Source organism: Halofilum ochraceum (assembly GCF_001614315.2).
Classification (GTDB): domain Bacteria; phylum Pseudomonadota; class Gammaproteobacteria; order XJ16; family Halofilaceae; genus Halofilum; species Halofilum ochraceum.
In genome coordinates this window covers 114845-139123 of sequence record NZ_LVEG02000007.1, presented here as the reverse complement: position 1 = coordinate 139123, position 24279 = coordinate 114845, and the positions used below count along the sequence as shown (strand labels likewise).

General features: G+C 67.4%; 19 protein-coding genes. 9 read left to right on the top strand and 10 right to left on the bottom strand.

Translation table 11 applies throughout. The features are described 5' to 3' along the window. Positions 1-71: 71 nt before the first annotated feature. From A0W70_RS09330 to A0W70_RS09315, 4 genes are read right to left on the bottom strand one after another with little or no spacing between them, the layout of a single operon-like run. Entirely contained in the window at positions 72-692 is a 621-nt protein-coding gene (locus tag A0W70_RS09330) for a DNA-3-methyladenine glycosylase family protein (RefSeq protein ID WP_070989061.1), read from the bottom strand. A 3-nt stretch (positions 693-695) separates the two neighbouring features. Beyond that, positions 696-1400 (bottom strand): gamma-glutamylcyclotransferase, encoded by a 705-nt coding sequence (locus A0W70_RS09325; RefSeq protein WP_070989060.1) that lies wholly within the window; start codon positions 1398-1400, stop codon positions 696-698. After that, positions 1397-1873, bottom strand: coding sequence for a GIY-YIG nuclease family protein (locus A0W70_RS09320; protein ID WP_083330907.1), 477 nt, complete (start codon positions 1871-1873; stop codon positions 1397-1399). Before A0W70_RS09320 ends, A0W70_RS09325 begins: the two co-directional genes overlap by 4 nt. 26 nt (positions 1874-1899) lie before the next feature. After that, positions 1900-3291: a dipeptidase gene (locus A0W70_RS09315; RefSeq protein ID WP_070989059.1), complete on the bottom strand. Its 1392-nt coding sequence runs from the start codon at positions 3289-3291 to the stop codon at positions 1900-1902. Between the two features lie 181 nt (positions 3292-3472). On the opposite strand from A0W70_RS09315, the gene A0W70_RS09310 reads away from it, so the two are divergent. Further along, positions 3473-4513, top strand: coding sequence for a D-alanine--D-alanine ligase family protein (locus A0W70_RS09310; protein WP_070989058.1), 1041 nt, complete (start codon positions 3473-3475; stop codon positions 4511-4513). Between the two features lie 306 nt (positions 4514-4819). Here A0W70_RS09310 and A0W70_RS09305 read toward each other — a convergent pair whose 3' ends face one another. Continuing rightward, positions 4820-6871: a CocE/NonD family hydrolase gene (locus A0W70_RS09305; protein ID WP_070989057.1), complete on the bottom strand. Its 2052-nt coding sequence runs from the start codon at positions 6869-6871 to the stop codon at positions 4820-4822. Positions 6872-6985: 114 nt separating this feature from the next. Here A0W70_RS09305 and A0W70_RS09300 point away from each other — a divergent pair, with 114 nt between their 5' ends. The 4 genes from A0W70_RS09300 to A0W70_RS09285 all read left to right on the top strand — a co-directional run bounded on the left by A0W70_RS09300 (position 6986) and on the right by A0W70_RS09285 (position 13460). Further along, positions 6986-8995 carry a CocE/NonD family hydrolase gene (locus A0W70_RS09300; protein ID WP_070989056.1) on the top strand — a complete coding sequence of 670 codons (2010 nt, stop codon included), beginning with the start codon at positions 6986-6988 and terminating at the stop codon, positions 8993-8995. A gap of 162 nt (positions 8996-9157) precedes the next feature. After that, a complete protein-coding gene (locus tag A0W70_RS09295) occupies positions 9158-9898 on the top strand; it encodes an ABC transporter ATP-binding protein (protein WP_245675849.1) in 741 nt (246 codons plus the stop codon). Beyond that, the gene (locus A0W70_RS09290) at positions 9895-12264 is read left to right on the top strand and encodes an ABC transporter permease (RefSeq protein ID WP_245675848.1); all 2370 of its coding nucleotides are present in this window, start codon (positions 9895-9897) and stop codon (positions 12262-12264) included. The genes A0W70_RS09295 and A0W70_RS09290 overlap by 4 nt, the downstream gene beginning before the upstream one ends. Positions 12265-12266: 2 nt before the next feature. Next, positions 12267-13460 (top strand): efflux RND transporter periplasmic adaptor subunit, encoded by a 1194-nt coding sequence (locus tag A0W70_RS09285; RefSeq protein WP_070989110.1) that lies wholly within the window; start codon positions 12267-12269, stop codon positions 13458-13460. 11 nt (positions 13461-13471) lie between these two features. Here the strand turns inward: A0W70_RS09285 and A0W70_RS09280 are convergent, their stop codons facing one another. Further along, on the bottom strand, positions 13472-13933 hold the full coding sequence (locus A0W70_RS09280) for a MarR family winged helix-turn-helix transcriptional regulator (protein WP_070989055.1): 462 nt from the start codon (positions 13931-13933) through the stop codon (positions 13472-13474). A 203-nt stretch (positions 13934-14136) separates the two neighbouring features. Here A0W70_RS09280 and A0W70_RS09275 point away from each other — a divergent pair, with 203 nt between their 5' ends. Then, positions 14137-14865 carry a hypothetical protein gene (locus A0W70_RS09275; RefSeq protein WP_083330906.1) on the top strand — a complete coding sequence of 243 codons (729 nt, stop codon included), beginning with the start codon at positions 14137-14139 and terminating at the stop codon, positions 14863-14865. 15 nt (positions 14866-14880) lie between these two features. On the opposite strand, the gene A0W70_RS09270 is transcribed toward A0W70_RS09275, so the two are convergent. Beyond that, positions 14881-15315: a PH domain-containing protein gene (locus tag A0W70_RS09270; RefSeq protein ID WP_139150817.1), complete on the bottom strand. Its 435-nt coding sequence runs from the start codon at positions 15313-15315 to the stop codon at positions 14881-14883. A gap of 30 nt (positions 15316-15345) precedes the next feature. Further along, positions 15346-16830: a lytic transglycosylase gene (locus tag A0W70_RS09265; RefSeq protein WP_245675847.1), complete on the bottom strand. Its 1485-nt coding sequence runs from the start codon at positions 16828-16830 to the stop codon at positions 15346-15348. A 363-nt stretch (positions 16831-17193) separates the two neighbouring features. Between A0W70_RS09265 and A0W70_RS09260 the strand changes: the two genes are divergently transcribed. The 3 genes from A0W70_RS09260 (at position 17194) to A0W70_RS09250 (ending at position 21653) form a co-directional block, all read left to right on the top strand. Continuing rightward, positions 17194-19431, top strand: coding sequence for a hybrid sensor histidine kinase/response regulator (locus A0W70_RS09260; protein ID WP_070989052.1), 2238 nt, complete (start codon positions 17194-17196; stop codon positions 19429-19431). 178 nt (positions 19432-19609) lie between these two features. Continuing rightward, positions 19610-20524, top strand: coding sequence for a DUF4382 domain-containing protein (locus A0W70_RS09255; RefSeq protein ID WP_070989051.1), 915 nt, complete (start codon positions 19610-19612; stop codon positions 20522-20524). A gap of 133 nt (positions 20525-20657) precedes the next feature. Next, complete coding sequence (locus A0W70_RS09250) at positions 20658-21653, top strand: class I SAM-dependent methyltransferase (RefSeq protein WP_070989050.1); 996 nt, start codon at positions 20658-20660, stop codon at positions 21651-21653. 52 nt (positions 21654-21705) lie between these two features. On the opposite strand, the gene A0W70_RS09245 is transcribed toward A0W70_RS09250, so the two are convergent. Continuing rightward, entirely contained in the window at positions 21706-23439 is a 1734-nt protein-coding gene (locus A0W70_RS09245; RefSeq protein ID WP_070989049.1) for a TIGR03545 family protein, read from the bottom strand. 9 nt (positions 23440-23448) lie between these two features. Further along, positions 23449-23955 carry a TIGR03546 family protein gene (locus tag A0W70_RS09240; RefSeq protein WP_083330905.1) on the bottom strand — a complete coding sequence of 169 codons (507 nt, stop codon included), beginning with the start codon at positions 23953-23955 and terminating at the stop codon, positions 23449-23451. Positions 23956-24279 lie beyond the last annotated feature (324 nt).

Genomic DNA, 24279 nt, shown 5'->3' with positions numbered 1-24279 from the left:
CGAAGAAGATACCGTGTGGCCCGGCGGTCCACGAATGGCAACGCTTCTGGCCAGATCGCCAGCGCTGCAACTCAGTCACCGTCTGGCTCGGTATCGGTGATACGCCACATGTAACGGGCCAGCCATGAACGCTGTGGCGAGAATCGCGCCGCCGCCCGTGCAGGCTTGCGGCGCCGGCTGATCAGGCCTGTGAACGTGCGCTGCACCGCCACGTCGGTCTCGGGCCAGACATCCGCGTCACCACAGTGGAAGATCGCAACCATATCGCAGGTCCATTGGCCGACCCCGTGGATCGCGCGCAGGCGGCGCGAGCGCTCGGCGTGATCGAGCGCCGCCAGGGAAGCACCATCCAGCCGGCCTTCCGCCTGCGCGGTCCGGATGGCGAGCAGCGCGCGCGCCTTACCACGCGACACCCCGCAGGCGCGCAAGACATCGAAGTGCTCGTCGGTGAGATCGTCCGGAATGGCGATCCCCTCGCCATCCGCCATCGCCTCGACCCGCGACCAGATCGTGGCGGCCGCATGCGTCGACAGCTGCTGACCGACCACGGCGCGCGCGAGGAATCCTGCAACCGGCTGATCACCACGGTCACGCGGTTCGGGCGGGCCGACGCGTTCCATCGCTACCCGGAGGTCTGGCGACAGGCCATTGGCGATCTCCAGGAAGCGGGCGTGCAGTTCATCGCGCGCCACGGCCTACCCGCCTCCCGCGCGGTAGCGCCTGACGCACGCGCGCAGATGGTGCAGGCGCCGGTCGTATATCCCTTCGGAATCGAGATGCCCGACGGTGCTTTCCAGATAATCCTGGGCGGTCCCGAGCAGCCCCTGGCCCGTAGCCATCAGGGCTACCGTGTCGTCCTCGCCAAGCCGACCGCAATAACAGTCATGGGTGCGATCCACGGTGAACGCGATCGCCGGCAGATCGCCACCGGGCGTTTTCAGCGTAAGCCAGCGTGGGACGTAGACTCCCGTGAGCATCTCCCGTCGCCAGACCAGCATCAGCTCCTGCCTCAGTATCTCGGCGGGCACGCGCAGCGCCATGCCGCGACAGGATCCGCCCGGGACCAGTCCCAGCATCAGCCCGGGTGTTTCCGGCGTGCCGCGGCCGTAGGTCAGCTTCAGCCGGAAATCCCGGTGGTAGCCATACAGCCGTGCCGGACACCGCTGCGCCACTTCGATACAGGGATTCCACAGCAGTGACCCGTAGGCGAACAGCCAGACGCCGTCCGCATCGACCCGCGCCGGGCGCTGCTGGAGCGTCCGCTCCATCGATGCACGCAGCGTCTCGTCGGCGAGCAGTGGCACCTCAGGGTGCGTCTCGCTGATTGCCGCGCGGACAGCATCGTCCTCGAGCACTTCACGCGTGATGCCCCGAGCCGGGCGCGCCTCGATCCGATTCATGCAGGGCGCCCGGAACGCTCGACGGCGGCGACTGCACTGTGCGTGCGGCGCCGGCCGGGATCACGCGGAACCGCGCGCGGCCGCCGGGTACCGAGCCATAAGAGGTGACTGCCGCAGCGACGCCGGCAGTCGGTCGCACCGAAACGCGGGATGACGACACGTCCTTCGATCCGCCCGTTGACGGTGCATTCCGATTCGGTGTCGAGCCGTATATGCATCACCTGTCCCAGACCAGCGCCCAGCAACCAGTCGATATGCCAGCGGCGCGTGTCATTCCCCGCGAGATGATGGCGCAGCCGAGCCGCCATGTTGCGTCGCGCGCTGCCCGTATAAACGTACCATCCTCGAACGAGCACATGCCTTCCAAGGCGTCCCGGATCGATCGCGACGCGACAGGGAACCCGTATGTAGAGGCGATAGGTGACCGGCCTCACACCGGTATCGTCCATGGTCTCGCTGATCTGCTCACCCATGCGCCCGTCACGTACCTGCTGTGCCCTCAGGTCCGCCCCTCGGCGATCCGCGCAAGCAGAGCGACATGTGACTTCATCCCTCGCTCGAAACAGGTGATCTCGAACTTCTCGTTCGGGCTGTGCATGGCGTCGTCATCGAGACTGAAACCCATCAGCAGCGTGTCGATGCCGAGGATCTCGCGGGCCCATGCGGCAATCGGGATCGAGCCGCCGCAGCCGATCGGCACGGCCTCGCGCCCGTAGATATCGCCCATCGCCGCGCAGGCGGTGCGCAGCCACGCCGACTCGGGATCGATCCGGATCGCCGGCGCGGCCGAATGGATCGTGAGTTCGCAGCTGCAGCCGGCCGGCGTGTGCTCGTCGAGGAAACGCCGGAAGCCTTCCGCGACCGCGTCCGGATCCTGATCGGGGACCAGGCGGAAGCTCACCTTGGCGGTCCCCTCGGTCGCGATGACCGTTTTGGCGCCGGCGCCGGTATAGCCGCCGTAGAGGCCATTCACGTCCCCGGTCGGGCGGGTCCAGACGCGCTCCAGTAGGGTCCGGTCGCGTTCGCCGCCGCCGACCGTCACGCCGGCGCCTTCGAGGAACGCGCCCTCGTCCATATCCAGGTTTTCCCAGGCGGCGCGCTCGGCCTCGCCCGGTTCCAGCACCTGATCATAGAAACCGGGGATGCGGATCCGGCCATCGTCGTCGTGCAGATCCGCCAGCACCCGGGCGAGCGCGTTGAGTGGATTGACCACGGCGCCGCCGTAGAAGCCGGAATGGAGATCGCGCGACGGGCCGCGACAAGTGATCTCCGTGTACAGCAGTCCGCGCAGGCTGTAGGTGATCGCGGGGGTGTCGACGTCCCACATGGTGGTGTCGCTGACGACGCAGACGTCCGCCGCGGCGAGCCGCTCGCGCTGCGCCTCGAGGAACGGGCGCAGGTGCTTGCTGCCGATCTCCTCCTCGCCCTCAACCAGGACCGTCGTCTCGACCGGCAGCGTGCCGTGCTCCGCCTGCCAGGCGCGCAGGGCCTCGACCCACATCATGAGCTGGCCCTTGTCGTCGACCGCGCCGCGGGCAACCATCTTCTTCCCGTGCGCGCTGTCGACCACGGTCGGCTCGAACGGCCCGGAGTCCCAGAGTTCGACCGGATCCGCCGGCTGCACGTCGTAGTGGCCGTAATACAGCAGGTGCGGCGCATCGCCACCCGGTCCCGGATGATGCCCCAGCACGACCGGATGCCCTTCGGTCTCGTGCAGTTCCATCGTGAACCCGAGCGCCTCGAACTGCCCCATCAGCCAGTGCGCGGCGCGGCGGGCGTCGTCGGCATAGGCCGGATCCGTGCTCACGCTCGGAATGCGCAGCAGTTCGGACCAGCGTTCGATGGACGCATCCAGGCCGTCGTCGATCCGTTTGAGCACCGGGTCGAGCATTACTTATGTCCTCGCGATCAGGTTTACGGATCAGCATGGAGGAATGCCGCCAGGCCGGCAAGACCGGCGTGACCGTGCGAGCCCGGACACCGCCGACGGCACGCGGAATGCGACACGCTGGCCTTATGCCGGGCAGTCAACGTACATTGATCGCTGAGCAATCAACCCGGTGGGATCGCCCATGACCGCACAGCCGAGCCGACAGCCCCTGCACGTGGGTGTACTCCTCGGAGACCCCCGCCTGCCCTATCCGTATTCCGTCGACGGCCATTTCGGTGAAGAGGAGATCGAAGGGGCCCGTCGCCTTGGCGAAGCGCTGGCCGAACTCGAAGGCTACCGCTTCACCTGGTTCGACGATCACGAACGACTGATCGACGACCTGCGCGCGGCGCCGCCGGACCTGGTGCTGAATCTCTGCGATACCGGTTATCGCAACCAGTGGGAACTCGAACGCAATATCCCGGCGTTCCTGGAGATGCTGCAGATTCCGTACACGGGCGCCGACCCGATGGCCATCAGCGTTTCCACCGACAAGGCGCTGGTCTCCATGGGGGCGGAGCGTCTCGGCATACCGGTGCCCAACGAGACGTTTGTCGATCTGACCGACAATCCGCTGGTGCTGCCGGCCAGCTATCCGGCGCTGATCAAACCCAACAACAGCGGCGGCAGCTTCGGTATCTCGGCGTCCTGCGTGGTCCATGACGCCAACGAGGCGGAGGAGTATCTGCATTGGCTCGCGGGCCAACTGCAGCCGCCGGAGGCGGTGATCCAGGATTTTCTGACCGGCTCCGAATTCACCGTGGGGCTGATCGGCAATCCGGCGGACGGTTTTACCGTCCTGCCGCCGCTGGAGGTCGATTACAGCGCGCTGCCGCCGGAGTTGCCACCCGTGCTGACCTACGGATCCAAAGCGGACCCGGAATCCGCCTACTGGAATCGGCTGACATTCCGCCAGGCGGAGCTCGACGAGGTGACGCACGCCCGGCTCGTCGACGGCTGCGCCAAACTGTTCCGGCGATTCGGCTTCCGCGATTACGCCCGGATCGACTTCCGCAACGGGGCCGACGGCATTCCGCGTCTGCTCGACGCCAACACCAACCCGACCTGGTACCACGACGGCAAGATGGCGATGATGGCCGGCTGGGCGGGCTACAGCTACGCCGGGATGATGGGACTCATCATGGAGGCGGCCGTGGCCCGATACGGGTTGCGCACAACCTGATCGCAAGGAGGAAATCCCGGGCGATACACCGTGCGTCAACGGGTTCTCGCCAAGGCGCGAAGGCCGCCAAGGGACGCGAAGGGAACCCTTGGATCGTGCTGAGTCGAACAAGGGACGGGGGCCTGCGCGAGGGATGCGAGATACCGGATATCGGTTCGCGTCCCGGGCCGCTCCTACAGCGCACCGGCGCGGGGCTGCAGGAGCGAGCCTGCTCGCGAACCGGTCTACACAGGCGACAATCGACAACTCATGAGGAACAGGGCCGCCTTTCTCCGCGTGCTTTGCGTCTCTGCGCGAGAAAAGGTTTCAACCGGAAGCTGACGAAGGCGGAATCCTCCTCGGTATCCGCTCGTTCCACTCCCGGTTTACCAGGACTTCCTCGCCCTCGTAGGCCGTAAGCGTCGCTTCGAGATAGAAATGATCGACGTCGGCCGTGAGGCGGGTGACGCAGTACAGGCGCGCCGACCAGTCATCGCGCCGATGCTCGGTCTCCTGCTCGATGCGGACCTCGGCGGTCGTCGGATCGTACTCACCGATCCGGTACGTGCGCCGGATGGTGTAACCGACGGTGAGATCGATGTCCTCGATCCGGGCAAGCGAAGCGCCATCGAATTCGCCGCTGTCGGCATATACGCGGTACACGGAATCCCCCGTGGTCAGATCCCGCTCGACAGTGCGCCGCAGGGGGGCGGTCTGCAGCGTGGTGGCCACCGGGCGCGGGCCCCGCTCGGGGGCCTCGAAAGGCTCCAGCTGATCGTCCTCCGGGTTGGGCGGACGCTCTGGGAGTTCGAATCGGCTGGCGCCGGTATACACGGTCAGCTTGACCGGTCGTGGAGCGGGCCAGAGGACCGGCCAGTAAGCGGTCGACACGGCGACCCGCACGGTATGCCCCGGCGGAAAGGCGTGGGCGATGTCGTTGAGCTGGATCCGCACGCGGTAACGCGTTCCGGGGACCAGTTCTTCATAACGGTCCGGTCCATTGCGCTGCGTGAGATTGAGCACCCCATACGACACGCGCGTCGATGCGCCGTCCGAGTCCACATCGTTGAGTCGCACCGTCACCTGCGCGACCGGCTGGTCGACCGACAGTTCCAGCGTGGCGACCGGTGCGCCGAGGATCTCCAGGCGTTCCGTGAGCGGATCGGAATCGAACACCATCGACTTGCCGTCGTCTTCGCGCTGGTCGACCGGCGATTCGCCCTCGCCACCGAATCCATACCAGTCGCCTGCCGCCAACCCGGCCGTCTCCGGCGAGCGCACGTGCAGGCGGTCCTCGGTGGCCGGACTGTCGCCGAGCGAAAGGACGTTGAGGTACCACTGCCGCGACTGGATACGCGGTGACGGCCAGCGGGCCTCCGCCACCCAGCGCCCTGGCCGTTCCTCGTACACCGGCGCCGGGCGGACCGATTCCTGCATCCATACGCGCATGGCCGGCTCGTCCATGATTCCGGTGTCCTGGCCTTTCAGCCAGTAATCCCACCAGCGGAGCATTTCCTGGAAAAAGCCGATACTGGGCCCCGGCGCCCCCACGTGCGGGAACGCGTGCGACCACGGTCCAATCAGCGCCTTCGACGGCGCGGACAAGCCCGCCATCATGCGCGGGATCGCGTTCGAATAACCGTCGGCCCAGCCGCCGACGGCGTATACGGGACATTCGATCGCCGCGAAATCCTCGCAGACCGAGCCAAAGCGCCAGTAGTCGTCCCGCAGCGCATGTCGCATCCAGATCGACGGGTACAACGCCGCGTTCTCGAGCCGGTACCGCCAGCGCTCGCGCCAATCGGGACCGATCAATTCCGGGTCGGGTGGTGCGTTGGCGGAAATCAGGAAGACCGAACCCCAGTTGAGATTCTCCGTCAGCAGGCAGCCGCCCTTGTAGTGGACGTCGTCCGCATAGCGATCGTCGGTCGAGCACATGGTCACGATCGCCTTGAGCTGCGGCGGCCGCCGCGCCGCGACCTGAAGCGAGTTGAACCCGCCCCAGGAGATGCCGAACATGCCGACCCCGCCGCTGCACCAGGGCTGCGCCTCCAGCCAGGTCAGTACTTCGATGATGTCGTCGTGTTCCTGCTCGGCGTATTCATCGGCCATGAGCCCCTCGGAGTCGCCCGAGCCACGCAGATCGAGGCGGACCGAGGCGTAGCCATGCCCCGCCAGGTAGGTGTGCAGGGGTTCATCCCGCAGCCGCGTGAAGTCGCGTTTGCGGTACGGCATGCATTCGAGCAGTGCCGGCACGGGGTCGTCTTCCGCATCATCCGGCAACCAGACCCGGGCGGCGAGACGCACACCGTCACTCATCGGAATCCACACGTTCTCGATGACCCGCACGGGCCGCGGGAAGTCCTCGATTATGCGCACATCATCTCCCTGGGAGGCACACTTGCCGGACGCGCTTTGCCGCACGCGATGGTGCGTGCCGGCGCCAATGCATTTACTGTAACTCACGGCCCCTGAAAACGAGAGCGCTGATACATGACCGGCTGCAGCGAACACGAAGTCGAGGTCCTGGAACAGGTATCCATCCCGATGAGCGATGGCTGCCGGCTGGCCGGCCGGGTCTGGCTGCCGCCGGGTGCGCGTGAACGGCGTGTGCCGGCGGTTCTCGAATACATCCCGTATCGCCTCGACGACTTCCGGGCGGTCCGCGACGATCAGCACCATCGCTGGTTCGCCATGCACGGTTACGCGGCGATCCGGGTCGACCTGCGCGGCTCCGGCAGTTCCGAGGGCGTACTCGAGGATGAATATCTGCAGACGGAACTCGACGACGGCCTGACGATCCTGCGCTGGCTCGCCGAGCAGCCCTGGTGCAACGGCCGTGTCGGCATGATCGGCATCTCCTGGGGCGGGTTCAACGCACTCCAGATCGCGGCACTGCAGCCGCCGGAACTGCATGCCGTGATCACCGTCTGCTCTTCCGATGATCGCTACGCCGATGACGTGCACTACATGGGCGGCTGCCTGTTGACCGACAACCTCTCCTGGGCTTCCGTCATGGCCTCATACAACGCCTGCCCACCGGATCCCGCCGTCGTCGGCGATGCCTGGCGCGGCCTCTGGCTGCAGCGGCTGCAAGGCAGCGGCCTCTGGCTGCGCGAGTGGCTGCGCCACCAGCGGCGGGACGACTACTGGCGCCACGCATCCGTGTGCGAGGACTTCGCCGCCATCCGCTGCCCGGTCTTCGCCGTCAGCGGCTGGGCCGACGGTTACTGCAATACCGTCTTCCGGCTGATGCGGCACCTCGACGTCCCGCGCAAGGGGCTGGTCGGTCCGTGGAACCACAAGTATCCGCACCTCGGCGGCCCCGGTCCGGCGATCGATTTCCTCGGCGAGTGCCTGAGCTGGTGGGATCGATGGCTCACGGGGGTCGATAACGGCATCGAGCATGAGCCGCGCATCCGCGCCTGGATGCAGGACAGCGTATCGCCCCATTCGGATGACCGGCCCGGCCGCTGGGTCGCGGAAGCGGACTGGCCCGCCGAGGGCATCCAGGGAATGCCCTGGGCGCTTGCGCCCGGTCGCCTCGAACTGGACCCGGCGACCCGGACAGGCGTGGCCCTCTCGATCCAGAGCCCGCTGTCGGTCGGCCTGTTCGCGGGCAAGTGGTGCAGCTACTCCGAGAGCACCGACCTGCCGACGGATCAGCGGCTGGAGGACGGTGGCTCGCTCGTGTTCGACTCCCCCGCCCTGGAGCGGGATATCGAGATCCTCGGTGCGCCATTCGTCGAGCTCGATATCGAGGCCGACCGGCCGCAGGCCATGGTGGCGGTGCGCATCTCCGATGTCGCGCCGGACGGCAAGGCCACGCTGGTCAGCTATGGTCTCCTCAATCTCTCGCATCGGGACAGCCACGCCGAACCGGAACCGCTCATCCCGGGTCAGCGCTACCAGGTCCGCGTTCCGCTGAACCACGTGGGCCAGCGCTTCCCGGCTGGCAACCGTCTGCGTCTCGCCATCTCCAGTTCCTACTGGCCGCTGGCCTGGCCCGCACCGGAGCCGGTACAACTGACGGTCCACACCGCCAACAGCACCCTCCATCTGCCGCATCGCGAACCGCGTGAGGCCGATGCCGAGCTGCGCGACCTCGGTGAGCCCCGGATGGCGACACCGCTGCCGACCACCGTACTCGGCGCCGCCCGACGCGAGTGGCACGTCCTGTTCAATCTGGCAAGCAACGAAGCGGTTCTCGAGGTCGTGGACGACGACGCGCCGTACCGTCTCGAGACCACGGGCACCCGGCTCGGCCATGAAGTCACGGAGCGCTACGCCAGCGCGAACGATGACTACGCCACGCTGTCGGGAGAGGTCCAGAACCGCAGGACCTTCGACCGTGGTGACTGGCACGTCACGGCGACCACGCGCACGGTCCTCACCGCCACGCCCGAGGCATTCCGGCTGCGCGCGACCGTGGACGCCTGGGAGGGTGATACCCGGGTGTTCTCCGCTGAGTGGGATGAGGAGATCCCCCGAGACGAACTGTAGGGTGGCCCGGTAACCAGAAATGACCGATGCCCCCCCGTACCGGCTACGAGGGTCGCGGTCTGGCGCAACGATCGTGACCTCCCTGGCACGACCGGCTGGTATAGTCCAGTGGCGCCAGACCGGGTAATCCAATCCGGTTGTATCGCATGGAGACGACAGCGGTTGGCCAGCACGATCCAGGAGCAGGCAAAGGCGAACAACGCACCCGTCTTCCGTGTCCAGGGCCTGGTGAAGAGTTACCGCGTCGGCGAACTCGACATCCACGCCCTGAACGGCGTCGACCTCGAGTTGCATGCCGGGGAACTGGCGGTCCTGCTCGGTGCCTCCGGCAGCGGCAAATCCACGCTGCTGAATATCCTCGGCGGCCTCGACGTGCCCACGCGCGGTCGCGTCTTCTATCGGGACCACGAACTGACGGCGAGCGACGACGCGGGGCTCACTCGCTATCGGCGTGACCACGTCGGGTTCGTGTTCCAGTTCTACAACCTGATCCCCAGCCTCACGGCGCGCGAGAATGTCGCCATCGTGACCGAGATCGCCCGCGACCCGATGACACCGGAGGCCGCGCTCGCGATGGTCGGCCTCGAACAGCGGCTCGATCATTTCCCCGCCCAGATGTCCGGCGGTGAGCAGCAGCGCGTCGCCATCGCCCGCGCGATCGCCAAGAACCCGGCCGTGCTCCTGTGCGACGAACCGACCGGCGCGCTCGACTCGAAGACCGGCATCGTGGTCCTGCAGGCACTCGAACGCGTGAACCGGGAGCTCGGCACGACCACCGCGGTCATCACGCACAACGCGGTGATCGCACGGATGGCGCACCGGACCATCCGCATCAGCGACGGGCGGATCGCCGGTGTGGATATCAACGACTCCCCCCGCGACCCCACGGAGCTCAGCTGGTGAGGCCGAGCGCGCTCTCGCGCAAGCTGCTGCGCGACCTGTGGATCCTGCGCGGCCAGGCGATCGCCATCGCCGCCGTCGTCGCCAGCGGGGTTGCCATGTGGGTGATCTCGTTCTCCACCATCACGTCGCTCGACACGACCCAGCGCGCTTTCTACAACGACTACGCCTTCGCCGAGGTATTCGCGGGCGTGACCCGTGCGCCCGCCCACATGGCCGCCCGCGTGCGGGACCTCGAGGGGATCGCGGCCCTGCAGACGCGCGTCACGGGGCGCGCCTCGCTCGACGTGCCCCGCTTCAACGACCCCGTCAACGCGCGGCTGGTGTCACTTCCCGAGCGCGGTCCTGCCCGCCTCAATCAGCTGTACGTGAAGCAGGGGCGACGGCCCGCGCCAGGCGCCACCGGAGAAATCGTGGTCAGCGTGCCCTTCGCCGAGGCGCATGGCCTTGGTCCCGGCGACCGCCTTGAAGCCACGATCCACGGGCGCAAGCGCACCCTGACCATCACCGGTACCGGGCTCTCCCCGGAGTTCGTCTATCAGATCCAGCCCGGTGCGATGTTCCCGGACTACCGGCGCTACGCGATCGGCTGGATGCGCCGCCCGGCCCTCGCGGCCGCCTACGACATGGAGGGCGCGTTCAACGATCTGGCACTCACCCTGCGGGACGGGACCTCGCCCGCGGCGGTCATGCCGGCGCTGGACCGCCTGCTCGCACCCTACGGCGGCACCGGCGCCTACACGCGCGCCGATCAGGCCTCGCACAAGTATCTCGACCAGGAGATGGAGCAGCTTCGCAACACCGCGGTGATCGTGCCGCTCCTGTTCCTCGGCGTGGCCGCATTCCTGCTCAACATCGTGACCGAGCGCACGATCCGCCAGCAGCGCGAACAGGTGGCCGTGCTCAAGGCATTCGGCTATCGCGACCGGACGATCGGCGGCCACTATCTGCTGCTGGTCAGCGCCATGGTCCTGCTCGGCGCGATACCGGGTGTCGCGATCGGGGCGTGGGCGGGCCACGGCCTGGCGGCCATGTACGGCGGCTTCTTCCACTATCCGTATCTCGCGTACCACCTGGCGCCCGCGACGGCCCTCGCCGGCGTGGGCGTCGCGCTGCTCGCGGCGCTGGCCGGAACGCTGCGGGCGGTCGCGACCGCGGTGCGCCTGCCGCCGGCGGAGGCCATGCGACCAGAGCCGCCACCGATATACCGGGCGACGCTGGTCGAGCGGCTCGGGCTCCAGCGTTGGCTCGATCAGCCGACCCGGATGATCCTGCGTCATCTCGAACGTCACCCCGCCAAGTCACTGCTCTCGGTACTCGGGATCGCGCTCGCCGGCGCGATCCTGATGGTCGGCAACTTCCAGGAGGACGCGCTGGATTACATGATGAACGTCCAGTTCGACCTGGCCGCCCGCGAAGACCTGACGGTCACGCTGGCTGACCCATCCGGCCGCGACGCACTGTTCGAGATGACCTCCCTGCCCGGCGTGAACGGCGCCCAGCCCTTCCGGAGCGTGCCCGTGGAGCTTGTCCATGGGCCGCGTCGCCACCGCACCGCGATCCAGGGCGTACCGGCGACCCCGAGGCTGCACCGGCTGCTCGATCGCGATAATCAGCCGATTACGCTGCCTGGAAGGGGTCTGCTGATGTCGCGCTGGCTGGGCGACGCGCTCGCGGTCGAAACGGGCGACCAGGTGACCGTCGAACTGCTCGACGGCAGCGGCGCTACGCATCGCATACGCATCGCCGGCCTGGTCGACGACATGCTCGGCGTCTCGGCCTATATGCGCCTGGACGCGCTGAACCGGTTGCTCGGGGAGGGACCGCTGATCTCCGGTGCCTACCTCGCGGTCGAACCGGGCCGGGAGGCCGAGGCCCTACGGGCCCTGGAACGTCGTCCGCGCGTCGCGGCGATCTCGCCCCGTACGGCGGCGATCGAATCGTTCGAGGAGACACTGGGCGACACGCTGCTGATCTTCGCCTTCGTCAACACAGTGCTGGCGGGCTCGATCGCACTCGGCGTCGTCTACAACGCGGCGCGCCTCGCCTACGCCGAGCGCGCCCGGGAACTCGGGAGTCTGCGTATCCTCGGCTTCACGCGCGGCCAGACGGCGTACATCCTGCTCGGCGAACTTGCGCTGCTGACACTCGCCGCGCTGCCGCTGGCATTCGCCCTTGGCTGGGCTTTCTGTCAGCTTGTCGTTGCCGGCCTCGCGTCCGAACTCTACCGCGTGCCGCTGGTGATCGAACCGAGCACCTATGCGTTCTCGGCCGCCGTCATACTCGTCGCGGCCGTGCTCTCGGCGATCGCCGTCGCGCGACGCCTGAACCGCATGGACCTCGTGGCCGTCCTCAAGATCCGGGAATGAACATGCTCAGACGTCGCCATCTCGTACCCGCTGTCCTCGGTCTCGTCGTGATCGGCACAGTGGCCTGGCTGCTGCGACCGGCACCGGAACCCGTATCCACGGCGACAGTGGAGCGCGGACCGCTGACGGAAACGATCGAGGAAGAGGGACGGACCCGCGTGCGCGAGCGCTACGACGTGTCGTCACCCGTGGCCGGCTGGGCGCCCCGGGTCACACTGGATCCGGGCGATACGGTCGCGGCTGGTGAAGTCCTGATGGCACTACGTCCCCTGCCCGCCAGTGCGCTCGATCCCCGTGCCCGAGCCGAGGCCGAGGCGGCACTCGAACGCGCCCGCGCTGCACTGCAGGCGGAACGCGCACGGCTGGAGGCCGCCCGCACCAGTGCCCGCTACGCGCGGGCGACGTATGAGCGCCTCGCCGGTCTGCGCATTGACGGCCAGGTCTCGCGCAACGAGGTAGAGCGGGCCGAGGCGGAGGCCGAGCGGGCCGAGGCGGAATTCGAATCGGCCCGCTACGCCGTCGACGTCGCCCGTCAGGAAGTGGCGGCCGCCGAGGCGCGACTGCAGTACGCGGGACGCAGCGAGACACCGGACGAAGTCCCCGTCGAGGCACCGGTCGACGGCCAGGTGCTCGCCGTGCACCACGAGAGCCAGGGTGTCGTTGCCGCCGGTGAGCCGCTGCTCGTTCTGGGCAACCCGGCCTCGCTGGAGGTGGTCGTCGAGGTCCTGTCGGCGGACGCGGTGCGGATCGAGCCGGGCATGGAGGTGCGGTTCCATCGCTGGGGTGGCGAGGAAAGCCTCCCCGGCCGCGTACGCCGCGTGGAACCCTCCGGGTTCACCGAGGTATCGGCCCTCGGCGTCGAGGAACAGCGTGTCCGCGTGATCGCCGAAATCACCGCCCCGCATTCACGGTGGCGGGGCCTCGGCGACGCCTATCGGGTGGAGGCGGAGTTCATCCTCTGGTCCGCGGAAGACGTCGTGCAGATCCCCGAGAACGCCCTTTTCGAGACCGACGACGGCTACGCGGTGTACGTGATCGCCGATGGCATTGCCCAACGGCGTGGCGTGCAGATTGGCCACGAGGGTGGACTCGACGTCGAAATCCGGGAGGGCCTCAGCGAGGGCGAGACCGTGGTACTCCAGCCGTCCAGAACGATCACCGAGGGCACGCGAGTGATGCCCATCGGTCAGCGCTGACCCGCGATCCATCACCCGCGCTGGGCGGCCGAATCCAGCGCCGAGCGCAATGTTTCCAGTCGCCCCTGGAGATCTTTCAGTTCCGCAAAGCTCAGGCCCGTCGCCTCGAACACCGAGCGGCGCACGTCGTGCACGTCGGGGCGGACCGCGCGGCCATGTTCCGTGAGGTAGACGTGCATGCAGCGCTGGTCGCGCTCGGCGCGTACCCGATGGACGTAGCCCGCGTCTTCGAGTCGCCGCAACAAGGGGGTCAGCGTGCCGGAATCCAGCGAGAGCCGATCGCCCAACGCCTTCACCGTCGGGCCATCCTCTTCCCACAGGACCAGCAGGACCAGGTACTGCGTGTACGTGACATCAAGCGATTTCAGCAGGCTCGTGTACAGGCGGGTGAACGCATGAGCCGTCGAATAGACGCTGAAACACAGCTGATTGCCGAGTTCGAGTGAGTCGTCCGTGGTTTCTTCTGCGGTCAAGATCGCGTCCCCGATAATGCATGATGGACCGGCCTTATACCGACCAGCGTGAACGAGAGGGTCGCCCAAAACGTCCACGATGCCAAGCGCGGGATTGTATCCTGGTTGATACGGGGCGCTACACTCGCTTTTCACACCCCCCGCCAGGGCGGCATGCAGGACGCCCCCGGGGACGGCCCGACAACCTGCGTGGACCCCGCCCGATGGCGAAATGGATCATCCTCTTGACCGCGCTCTTCCTGAGCGCCTGCGCGTGGGCACCGCCGCCGACGCAGCCCATGGGCAATATCGCTCAGCCGGAAGCGCGCCGGTCCGACACCCTGCTCGTCTTCCTGCCGGGGCGCGGCGACCGCGGGCCGGACTTCGTCGACGAGGGGTTCATGGAAATCGGTGCCGGGCGCGGCTACGACCTGCTCGCGGCCGACGCGCATTTCGGCTACTACACGAGCGAGACGATCGTTGACCGGCTGCACGAGGACATCATCCGGCCAGCGCGCGCACGGGGCTACCAGCGCATCTGGTTACTGGGGATCTCGGCGGGCGGTCTGGGCGCCGGGCTCTACGCGCAGGCCCACCCGGGCATGATCGACGGGCTGATCCTGCTGGCGCCCTACCCCGGGGACGAGGTCCTCGTGCAGGACATCGCCGACGCCGGGGGTCTGGCGACATGGACGGGCGAAACCACGGCGGGTAAAGACTGGCAGCGCAGGCACTGGCGCTGGCTCAAAGAGACCACGCGAGGCGCGGATCGGCCCTGGATCGTACTCGGCTATGGCCGTGATGACCGTTTCGCCGAGGCCGGGGATCTGCTGGCCCGACAGTTACCATCGGAACGGGTCTTTCTCGGGCAAGGCGGGCATAGCTGGCCCGTGTGGCGGGGTCTTTGGGAACGCATCGCCGCCGCGGACTTTCCGCGCGCCGCTCGCCCCTGAGTCGACGGGCCGGTCTCAGGCCGGACTGGCGCTCTCAAGCGCCTGGCGCAATGCCGCGGGCTCGGGAACGAAGCCAACCGTCCGCGGATTTCCCTCGGCGGGCGTGAGCCGAACGAACGCGAACCCGAGATGCCTGGCGAGGCCATGCTGGATCAGTTCGACAGCGTTCGCGCCCACAACTGCGACCTCCCGCGTCCGGAAGATCCCGGTCCGGGCCAGTACCCGGCGCTCGGTCACCATCAGTTCGATCCGGGTCGCCTGCAACGCCCGACCGCACAGGTCGATCAGCCCGACCAGGATGGTGATGACGGCAGCGGGCCCGCCCGCCCCCAGCATGGCGAACAGACCGATTCCGAGCACGGCGCCCGGGCGTAGCCAGATGGCCGGGTGTACCCGCTCGTGGAAAAGCACCCGCTCGGATGCATCCAGCCGTTCGCTCAACCCTGCCACATGCGCCCCCGGGATCCCGTGCCCATACCGCTACGGTCGCGCCTCCGCCTGTTCGGTGACATCGACCTGCAGATCGAGGCTCTGCCCCGGCTGGAGATACGCCCCGGCCTGCAGGCTGTTCCAGCGCCGGATCGCCTCGACATCGAGATTGAACCGGCGGGCGATCGCGTACAGTGAATCGCCCTCGCGCACCCTGTAGGTGACCTGCTGCAGATTCTGCGTGGGTCCGCCGCGGCCGGCCTGGCTGGCCTCGACCCAGATCGCCAGGCTTTGCCCGGGATGGATCGCGTCCCCGGGGGCCATGTCGTTCCAGGCGGCCAGGCGGCGAACTTTGACGTCATGCGAGCGGGCGATTCCCCAGAAGGTGTCGCCCGGACGTACACGGTAGTCGATGCGTTCGCGCCCGGAGGGTCCGCTCGCCTGGGTGCGCTGACGGCGGTTTTCGAGACTCAGGGTGTAGGCCTCACCGTCGCGGCTGGGCATGGGCACCAGCAGTTTCTGTCCAACCCGGATCATGGCCCCGTTGATATCATTCGCATCGCGCAGCATATCGACCGTCGTGCCATAGCGATCGGCGATCGCCCCCAGGGTATCGCCGGATTCGACGGCGTGCCGACGCCAACGGATCATGCCCCGGTCGTCACGGGTTTCCAGCGCCGCCCGCAGGGTGTCGGCCTGTCTTTTCGGCACTGCGAGGCGATGCGGCCCATCCGGCGGCGTCGCCCAGCGGTTGTAGCCCGAGTTGTAGCGATGCAGCGCTTCCAGCGGCATGCCGGCCATCTCCGCGGCGACCGCGAGATCCACCTGATCATCGAGCTCCACGATGGTCAGTGCCTCTTCTTCGGGCATCGCGGGCAACGCGATCCCGTACTTGCCGGGTGTGCTCAGAATGGCCCGCAACGCCAATATGCGCGGCACGTATTTCTCGGTCTGTGTCGGCAGGTCGAGATGCCAGTAGTCGGTGGGCTGGCCCTGCGCCGCGTTGGCCCGTACCGCGCGCTGCACCGTCCCCTCACCGCCGTTGTAGGCGGCGATGGCGAGCAGCCAATCGCCATCGAAGAACCCGTGCAGGTACTCCAGGTAGTCGAGCGCGGCATCGGTGCTCGCCAGCACGTCCCGGCGGCCGTCGTACCACCAGTTCTGTTTCAGGCCGAAGCGCTTCCCGGTCAGGGGTTTGAACTGCCAGAGACCGCCCGCGCGCGCATAGGAATAGGCGAACGGACGGAACGCGCTCTCGACGACGGGGATCAGCAGCAGTTCGGCCGGCATGCCGCGCGCCTCGATGCGATCGAGGATATAGCGCAGATACGGCTGCGCGCGCTCCGCGACAATCTCGAAATAGCGCTGCCGTCCTTCATAGCGCGCGATCTCGGCATCGATGCGCTCCTCCTCGACGTTCGGCAGCCCGAACCCGTCCCGCAGCCGCGACCAGACGTCTTCCGCCCCGGGCTCGACCGTCGGGGGATCCACCACCCTCGCCCCAGACTCGAGGCGTGGAGCCGCCTGGCCACTCATGGCCGGGTTCCGCGCGGCCCTGTCCGTCGTTTCGTTCCCGTCCGGCGCCGTTGCCACGGAACCGTCTGTTTCCGATCCGCCGCCTTTGTCGAGCCCGGGGGTCGCGCAGCCGGCCAACGCAAGGACGGCAGTCCAGATCAAGACCGGCGGACAACGCCGAAACAGGTACTTGTTCATGATGGGTTCCGACGTTGAGCGGCCAGCCTCGTTCATGGAGATGCCACCCGTGCAGCGGTGTGTGGATCGGCGGACAGTACCCGATCGGACCGCACCGGCCAAGGGCACGTGTCACATGCCCGTCGCATCGAGCAATCACGCGCGTCTACAATCGACGACCAGGGAACGGGATCGGTTGCCATTGCCATGACCGCGGGTCACTCCAGCTTCGATTACGAAACCGCGGCGCAGGTATTCCGGGTGCTGCGGGCCCGCGCCACGCTCTACGCCGTGGTCGGCACGCTGATCGCGATCATCGCCGTCGTTCTGGCGACGCTGTTGGTCTGTGTCCACGTCTACGACGGCATCACCACGAACAACATCATGCTCGCCCATCGCGAGAACATCGCGATCCAGGCGCTCGATGCCATGCCGTTCCTGTTCACCTGGTGGGGCCAGTACGCCAGTTCGAAGATGGCCGCCGAGGCCGGCTCGATGGTCGAGCGCCGGACCGATGATCTGAAGCAGGAACTCGCCGACGCCCGGTTCACCGCCCAGGCCAAGACCGACTTCTTCGCCCGCATGAGCCATGAGCTGCGCACGCCGATCAACGCGATCGTCGGCATGAGCGAACTCGTGATGAATACCGACGACCCTGAACAGCGTCGCCATCATGCCCAGGTCATCCACGACTCGGCGTATGGCCTGCTCACACTGGTCAACGACGTGCTCGATTTCTCCCGGATCGAGGCGGGCCGGATGGAACTCGACGATGTCGGCTTCGATCTGTATGACCACCTCAATGGCACGGCCACACTGCTCGACCAGCAGGCGCGCGCCAAAGGTCTCCGTCTGGTCAGTCTGATTCCGCCGGATACACCCCGCCGCGTGGTGGGAGATCCGGGCCGGCTGCGGCAGATCGTCATCAATCTGGTCGGCAACGCCATCAAGTTCACCAGCGAGGGCGAGGTCGTGCTGGCCGTCAAACGCTGGGAGGCGCTCGAGGCAGGCGGGGTTCGCATACGCGTCGAGGTCGCCGACACCGGCACCGGCATCCCCGCCGAAGCGCAGGAGCGCCTGTTCGAGCCCTACAGCCGCGTCGGCACGGAGACCATTGAGGGTACCGGCCTGGGGCTTTCGATTACCCGGGATCTCGTCGCGGCGATGGATGGCGAGATCGGCGTCGACAGTGAACCGGGTGTCGGCAGCGTGTTCTGGTTCGAGATCCAGCTCGGCGCCGCACGCGCCCCGGACCGCGAAGGGCCCGCGCCACGGCTGCGGGGGCGAAAGGTCCTGCTCGCCGACCCCGACGCGGATCAGCGCACCGCGCTGGCGAGCCAGCTGCGCACCCTCGGCATGTGGGTCACCCAGGCCGGCGATGGCGTCGAGGCGATGCAGATGGCGCTACGCGCGGCGGCCGACGGCACGCCCTACGATCTCCTGCTTGCCGAGTTGTTCCTGCCCTGTCTTTCCGGCGAAGAGCTCGGGCGACGCCTGAAACGGCGGCCCGAGACCTGCTCGACCAGCCTCGCGATCATGACCGCGACCGGGGCCCGCGGCGATGCCAAGCGGCTCAATGAGGCCGGCTTCGCCGGCTACCTGACACGCCCGATCCCCCCCGAGAACCTCGAGGAACTGGTGCAGGCCATTCTCGCCACCCACGCACTGCCGGAGGCGGAGCGCCGGCGCCAGGGTCTGGTCACCCGCTACCATGTCGAGGAGACCTACCCGCATGCCGCCGTCCAGCCCGTGCTGGTCGTCGATGACAGCGCGATCAACCGCGAAATCACGCTGCATCATCTCTCCCGTCTCGGTATCGATGCGGACCAGGTGGATACCGGCGCCCGGGCGGTGGAGGCGGTCGGCAGCCGCGACTACGCGGCCGTGTTGATGGACCTGCGGCTGCCGGACATGCATGGCGCCGAGGCGATCCAGACGATCCGCCGCAACGGGGCCGCGCAGGCGGCACCGCCGATCCTCGTCCTGACGGCGGGCGCCACCACCGAGGAACGGGAACGCTGTGAACAGGCCGGTATCGAGGCCTTCATGACCCGTCCCCTGGAAGGAGACGGCCTGCGTTCCGCCCTGGCGCCGTGGATCGGTGCGCGCGTGGACAGCACGAACGAGCCGGATGCTGCAGCCATGCGCGCCCCCGACCCGAAACTGGCCCGCGTCTTCGTGCAGGAAGCGGATGAGCGGATCGGCGCGATGCGCACCGTGCTCGCGGGCAACGCGGATCTCGACGTCCTCGGACGGCATGCACACACGATTGGCAGCACCAGCCGTCATTTCCCGGGCACGGAGCTTACGGACATCGCGCGCCAGATAGAGGCGCGTGCGAATGCCGGCGACCTGGACGGCGTTCGTGCTGAATTCCCCGATCTGGAAACTGCCTGGAGCACGCTGCGCGCCGATCTGATTCAGGGAATGGAGGCCGAACACTGACCTCCCGGGACGGTCGTATGGATTCCGTGGTCGCCAGCGGCCGCGGCAAGCGCGGCGGTGATGAAACCCGCTTCATTGCACCCCGCTTCCATCCTCCCGCCCATGGTGCCATTCTAGCTCGAAGGGTCGTGGGTACGGCCCCACAACCAGCCTGGCGACCCGCCGGAGGCGATCCCCGATGCAGCGTCCATCCCCGTCCACTGCAATAGCCTGCGGGGCGCTCATACTGTTCGCACTGTTCATCGCCGGTTGCGGCGACGCCGAGGAATCTCCGGGTCGGATCGATCTGGACCTCACGGGCGGCCTCCCGGATGGCAGCATCCGCGCGGCATGGCTGGAGTTTTCCGGGCTGACCGTCGAGCGCGTCGACGGTCAGCGCGTCCAGCACGGCTTCGATGAACCGAAGCGGATCGATATCGCCAGACTGCGACGCGGCAACACCGCCAGGCTGACCGAAGACATGGAATTGCCGGCCGGTGCGTACGAGTGGATACAACTGCATCTCAACACCCGGGGCAAAAAGGATACGTATCTCGTGCTCGCGGACAATTCGATTCGGGAACTAGTCGTCCCCAGCGGAGTGCGCAATCACCTGCATATCGGAGCACCGTTCACGGTTCCACCCGACGGCACGGTGAAACGCACGATCGATTTCCAGCTGCACGAACCGCTTGGTGAAAAAGGGCCCACCACCAATACCTATGCAATCAGTCCCATACTCCGCTCGGTAGCAACCGAAACAGCCTCCCACATCGTGGCGAGCGCCGACCGGGACCTGATCGCACGCCATTGCAGCGAGCCGCATCGCAGCGGCATCGCGCTCTACGTCTTCAGCGGCGAAGGCGTTGGGCCAGATGATATCGGCGGCCCCGGTCCGCGCCCGGTCAGCGTCAGCCGCGGCCAGGCCGAAGACGCCGAAGCGCCATTCGAGTTCCATGCGGCCTTCCTCGCGCCCGGCCCCTACACGATTGCACTGACCTGCAACGCCGGCGGCGATCGGGCGACAACCGATGACGCGTTCGCCTTCTTCGGCACTGCCGTGATCCGCACCGGGCCCGGCGACACGGTCAAGCATCATTTCGGCCCACCGTAGTCTCGTTGAACGCCCCTTCTCGGCCCCACTGCCTCCGGACAACCGGGCTATCCCCATAATCGCATGTGGTGCCGGCCAATCGACGGGCAGTAGAATCGCCCCTCTCGTCACTCGCCCCGGTACAGGTATCGCCATGACCGCCGCCTCCGCAACCGACCCGTGGGATCGATACTGGGCGTACGGCAATCTCCACTCGTTCAGTCAGGTCACGCAGGGCAACTACGGGGGCGACATCGCCGCGTTCTGGCGCGAGCAGTTCGCGGCCCTGCCGGACGGCGCGTGCATCGTTGACGTGGCCACCGGCAACGGCGCCGTTGCCCTGCTGGCGCTCGACACGGCGGCGGCCACCGGACGCGAATTCACCGTCCACGGTACCGACCTGGCCGCGATCGACCCCGTAACGCAGGTCCCGGACGGCGATGTGCGCGAACGCCTGGCAAGTATCCATTTCCACCCGCGCACACCGGCGGAGGCATTGCCGTTCGCCGATGCCACGTTCGATCTCGTGTGCAGCCAGTTCGGTCTCGAATACAGCGACACGGCCCGCTCGATCCCGGAACTGGCGCGCGTGCTGCGCAGCGGGGGACGGGCCGCGCTGATCGTCCATCACGGCGACTCTTCGTTCGTCCGCGCGGCCCGTGAAGAGGCCCAGGGCATCGACTACGTACTCGACGATGCCCGCATCTACCTCAAGACCCGGAATTTTCTGCGGGCGCTGGCGGAAAAGCGCACACCAGGCGGCGGTGCCGGCGGGACGCTGCCCCCGAAGGCGGCGAAGAAACGCCGCGCCGTGGACGAGGCGATCGAGTCCATCCAGACCGCCGCGCGCGGGCAGACCAATCCGCGCGCTCTTCTGGGGCCGCTGAACTACGTGCAGGAAGTGCTGGCCATGACCGGGCAGGTCGGGGCGAAGGAAGCCCTCGGCTGGCTCGAGGAGGCCCGCCAGCGCGTGGTATCGATGCGCCAGCGCCTTGCCGATATGCAGGCCGCCGCATGCGCCGAGGAAGACATCGCCGCGATCGAACGGCGGTTCGATGCGGCCGGTTTCACCGCCGTCCACACGGCGGTATTCGAAGACGAGAGCGGATCGGTTACGGGCTGGCGCGTGGAAGCCGACCGAACCACCTGAAGCGGCCCGAGGCAGCCCGCGCTCGCAGGCTATGCCCGGCGCGGCTCCGGCCTCAGTCGAGCGGCTTGCGCGCCCGGTCGAGCACCTTGCGGAACCCTTCCAGCCGGCCTTCCAGCTCCTGCTCCAGACTGTTCAGCTTCGCGCTGGACGCCTCGAGTTCTTCCAGCGAGCCGCCGGTGCGGTCCTTCACCGCAGCCACGAGCCCCTCGCGGAACTCGCCGGCCTCCGCCTGCAGACGGCTGCGCAGCAGCGGCTCCAGGATGCCCGTCAGCGAGGAAGTCAGCTCGAACTCCGGTGCATCGATCGTCCCGCCGACATTGGCGCCGATATTCAGCCGCCCGGCATTGCCGAGGGCGGCGGCGACTTCCTGCAGGATCGAGTCGGCACCGCTACCGGCGCTGAAGGCCGCATCGCGGATCGCCGACGTCACGTCGAGATCCAGGGCACGGTCCCGGATGGTCCCCGCGACCTGGAAATCCGCCTGTCCACGGTCCGCCAGGATGCCATCTTCCGGTCCGAGCGCGAGGCCGGCGACGTCGGTGCCGTTCGCAGTGAGATCCAGCCGGCTGATACTGCTCGCCGGATCGCGCCGGTCCATGGAACCATCGACCTGGAGGCGGTCGATACCGCTGACCGACTGCCCGGCCAGATTGAGCCGCAGCGGCTCACCCCACAGGTTCGGCGGGACCGCGATATCGGTGACCCGCCCGTCGAGGTCGCCACCGCCCGCGGCACCGCTGACCCGCACCTGGCGGACCAGGACGCGCGGCTCCTCACCGGCCTCTGGATAGAGGACGTTGCGCCCGACACGGCGGGCGGCGGGGACGGTCTCCGGGCCACTCGCCGCCTCGGTATCGGCCCCGCCGCCCCCGAGATAGGGGGACAGCCGGCCATACCAGTACCAGCCCTGGTTCACCCATTGCTCCACCTTCGGGCCGAGCAGGTAATAGGCCAGTTCCCCGGCAACCGCGCCGGGATCGGTATATTTGCGATACAGCCGCTCGATATCGGCTTGCGGCGCGCGGCGCGCTTCCGACGCCGTATCCCCGGCGGCCGCGAGTGATTCCTTTACTTCGTCACGTGCCCGGCGGAGTGCCTTGCGGTCGTCGTCGATATCATCCACCAGATCACGAAGCTGTCTGAGCCCCTTGAGACGGGAGGCGGCGTCATCGCCTTCGGTCGCCTCGTCGATCTGCTGGCGGTAGCGTTCCAGTTCCTCCTCGCCGGGCAGGTCGGCAAGGCGTTCTTCGAGCGCGGTACGCCGCTTTTCAAGGCTGGCGCGCGCCTCTTCGATGAGTTCGGGACTGCGCAGATCCTCGCGTCCGAGCACCGTCTCGACCGAAGGGACCTCCAGCGGCGGGATCTCGGCGCGCTCGCGCGCCTTGTCCAGCAGGCCGCTTTCTTCCACGGTCCGCTCGGTGGCCATGACCGCGCCACTCGTCTCGCGTTCGGTCCCGAACTGCAGCCCTTCGACCGAGACCTCGTCGATGTGGACCCGATCCAGCAGGAGTCCGATCCAGTCGATATCGAAGGCCAGCCGCTCGGCCTCAAGCGCATTGCGCATGGGTTCGTCGGGGTTCGTGACCGCGAGGCCACGCAGTTCGAGCCGTGCCGGCGAGAAGCCGACATCCGCCGCCTCGAGTTCGACCCGGGCGCCGACCATGGAGGTGCCGGTCGATTCAACGCCCCAACGGACTAACGTATCGGCGAACGACACCCACAACGCGACGATACCGCCGACGATCGCGACGAACGCACCGAGACCCCACCAGCGGATTGCTTTCATAGCGCGCCCTCAGCTGCGGAACGACTGGTAGGTGGTCACGAGGCGGCTACCGCTGATGACCTGATAGATCCGCTTGCGGCGGACCCAATCGAGCATGTGCACGCGGTAGTTGCGCACGAGATAAATGGTGGCGAACCACAGTACCGGTGCCAGCAACAGCCCCACGCAGAGGCTCCCCATGACAACACTGTTGTTGAAGGCACTCAGTTTGCCGATATCCGTGGCGTACAGCGCGGCCCACATCGAGCGCAACGGCTCCGCGGTCAGCACCGCATGGCCCAGCAGATCGAAGAGCGGATCGAGCGCGAACGCCAGCACCGTGAAGAATCCCCACGCGATGAGGAAGATGCTCAGGTTCACCCGCAGCACGAGTACCAGCAGCAGAACAATGAGGTTATGCAGCGTCCACAGCGGTGTCAGTCCGAACAGGCATGCGAGGATGACGGCGCCCGCGATCTGGCGCGGATCCGTTTCCGAGTTCAGCACCTTGAGGATGCGCGCGAGCAGACCAATCATCGAGGTAAATCTCCTGCAGCCACCGGAGATCGCGGGTGACCGGGGTCCAACTGTAACCGCTGTAGTGTGTTGAGCCTAGAGCCTGTCCGGGAAATCGGTTCCGTAGCGAGCGCGTAGCACAGCGAGCGGGTTTGCTCGGCGCATCCCTGCGCCTCGCCCTTTACGGGCTGGCACGCGGGATCGCTCCCGGCGATTCCGTTACGCGATCGTGAAACGAGCATGATAGGCGTCATGCGAGTTGAGCGCTCGCGGAAAGACGCCGCTGTGGTACGCGCGCAGTAGGCACATGGTTTCCCGGACAGGCTCCTGGTGGGGGATGAGCAG

Coding starts and splice junctions, on each gene's coding strand:
- A0W70_RS09260 (WP_070989052.1), top strand. CDS start 17,194: ATGACCGCGGGTCACTCCAGCTTCGATTACGAAACCGCGGCGCAGGTA.
- A0W70_RS09325 (WP_070989060.1), bottom strand. CDS start 1,400: ATGAATCGGATCGAGGCGCGCCCGGCTCGGGGCATCACGCGTGAAGTG.
- A0W70_RS09245 (WP_070989049.1), bottom strand. CDS start 23,439: ATGAAAGCAATCCGCTGGTGGGGTCTCGGTGCGTTCGTCGCGATCGTC.
- A0W70_RS09300 (WP_070989056.1), top strand. CDS start 6,986: ATGACCGGCTGCAGCGAACACGAAGTCGAGGTCCTGGAACAGGTATCC.
- A0W70_RS09310 (WP_070989058.1), top strand. CDS start 3,473: ATGACCGCACAGCCGAGCCGACAGCCCCTGCACGTGGGTGTACTCCTC.
- A0W70_RS09275 (WP_083330906.1), top strand. CDS start 14,137: ATGGCGAAATGGATCATCCTCTTGACCGCGCTCTTCCTGAGCGCCTGC.
- A0W70_RS09240 (WP_083330905.1), bottom strand. CDS start 23,955: ATGATTGGTCTGCTCGCGCGCATCCTCAAGGTGCTGAACTCGGAAACG.
- A0W70_RS09265 (WP_245675847.1), bottom strand. CDS start 16,830: ATGAGTGGCCAGGCGGCTCCACGCCTCGAGTCTGGGGCGAGGGTGGTG.
- A0W70_RS09255 (WP_070989051.1), top strand. CDS start 19,610: ATGCAGCGTCCATCCCCGTCCACTGCAATAGCCTGCGGGGCGCTCATA.
- A0W70_RS09320 (WP_083330907.1), bottom strand. CDS start 1,873: ATGGGTGAGCAGATCAGCGAGACCATGGACGATACCGGTGTGAGGCCG.
- A0W70_RS09285 (WP_070989110.1), top strand. CDS start 12,267: ATGCTCAGACGTCGCCATCTCGTACCCGCTGTCCTCGGTCTCGTCGTG.
- A0W70_RS09250 (WP_070989050.1), top strand. CDS start 20,658: ATGACCGCCGCCTCCGCAACCGACCCGTGGGATCGATACTGGGCGTAC.
- A0W70_RS09315 (WP_070989059.1), bottom strand. CDS start 3,291: ATGCTCGACCCGGTGCTCAAACGGATCGACGACGGCCTGGATGCGTCC.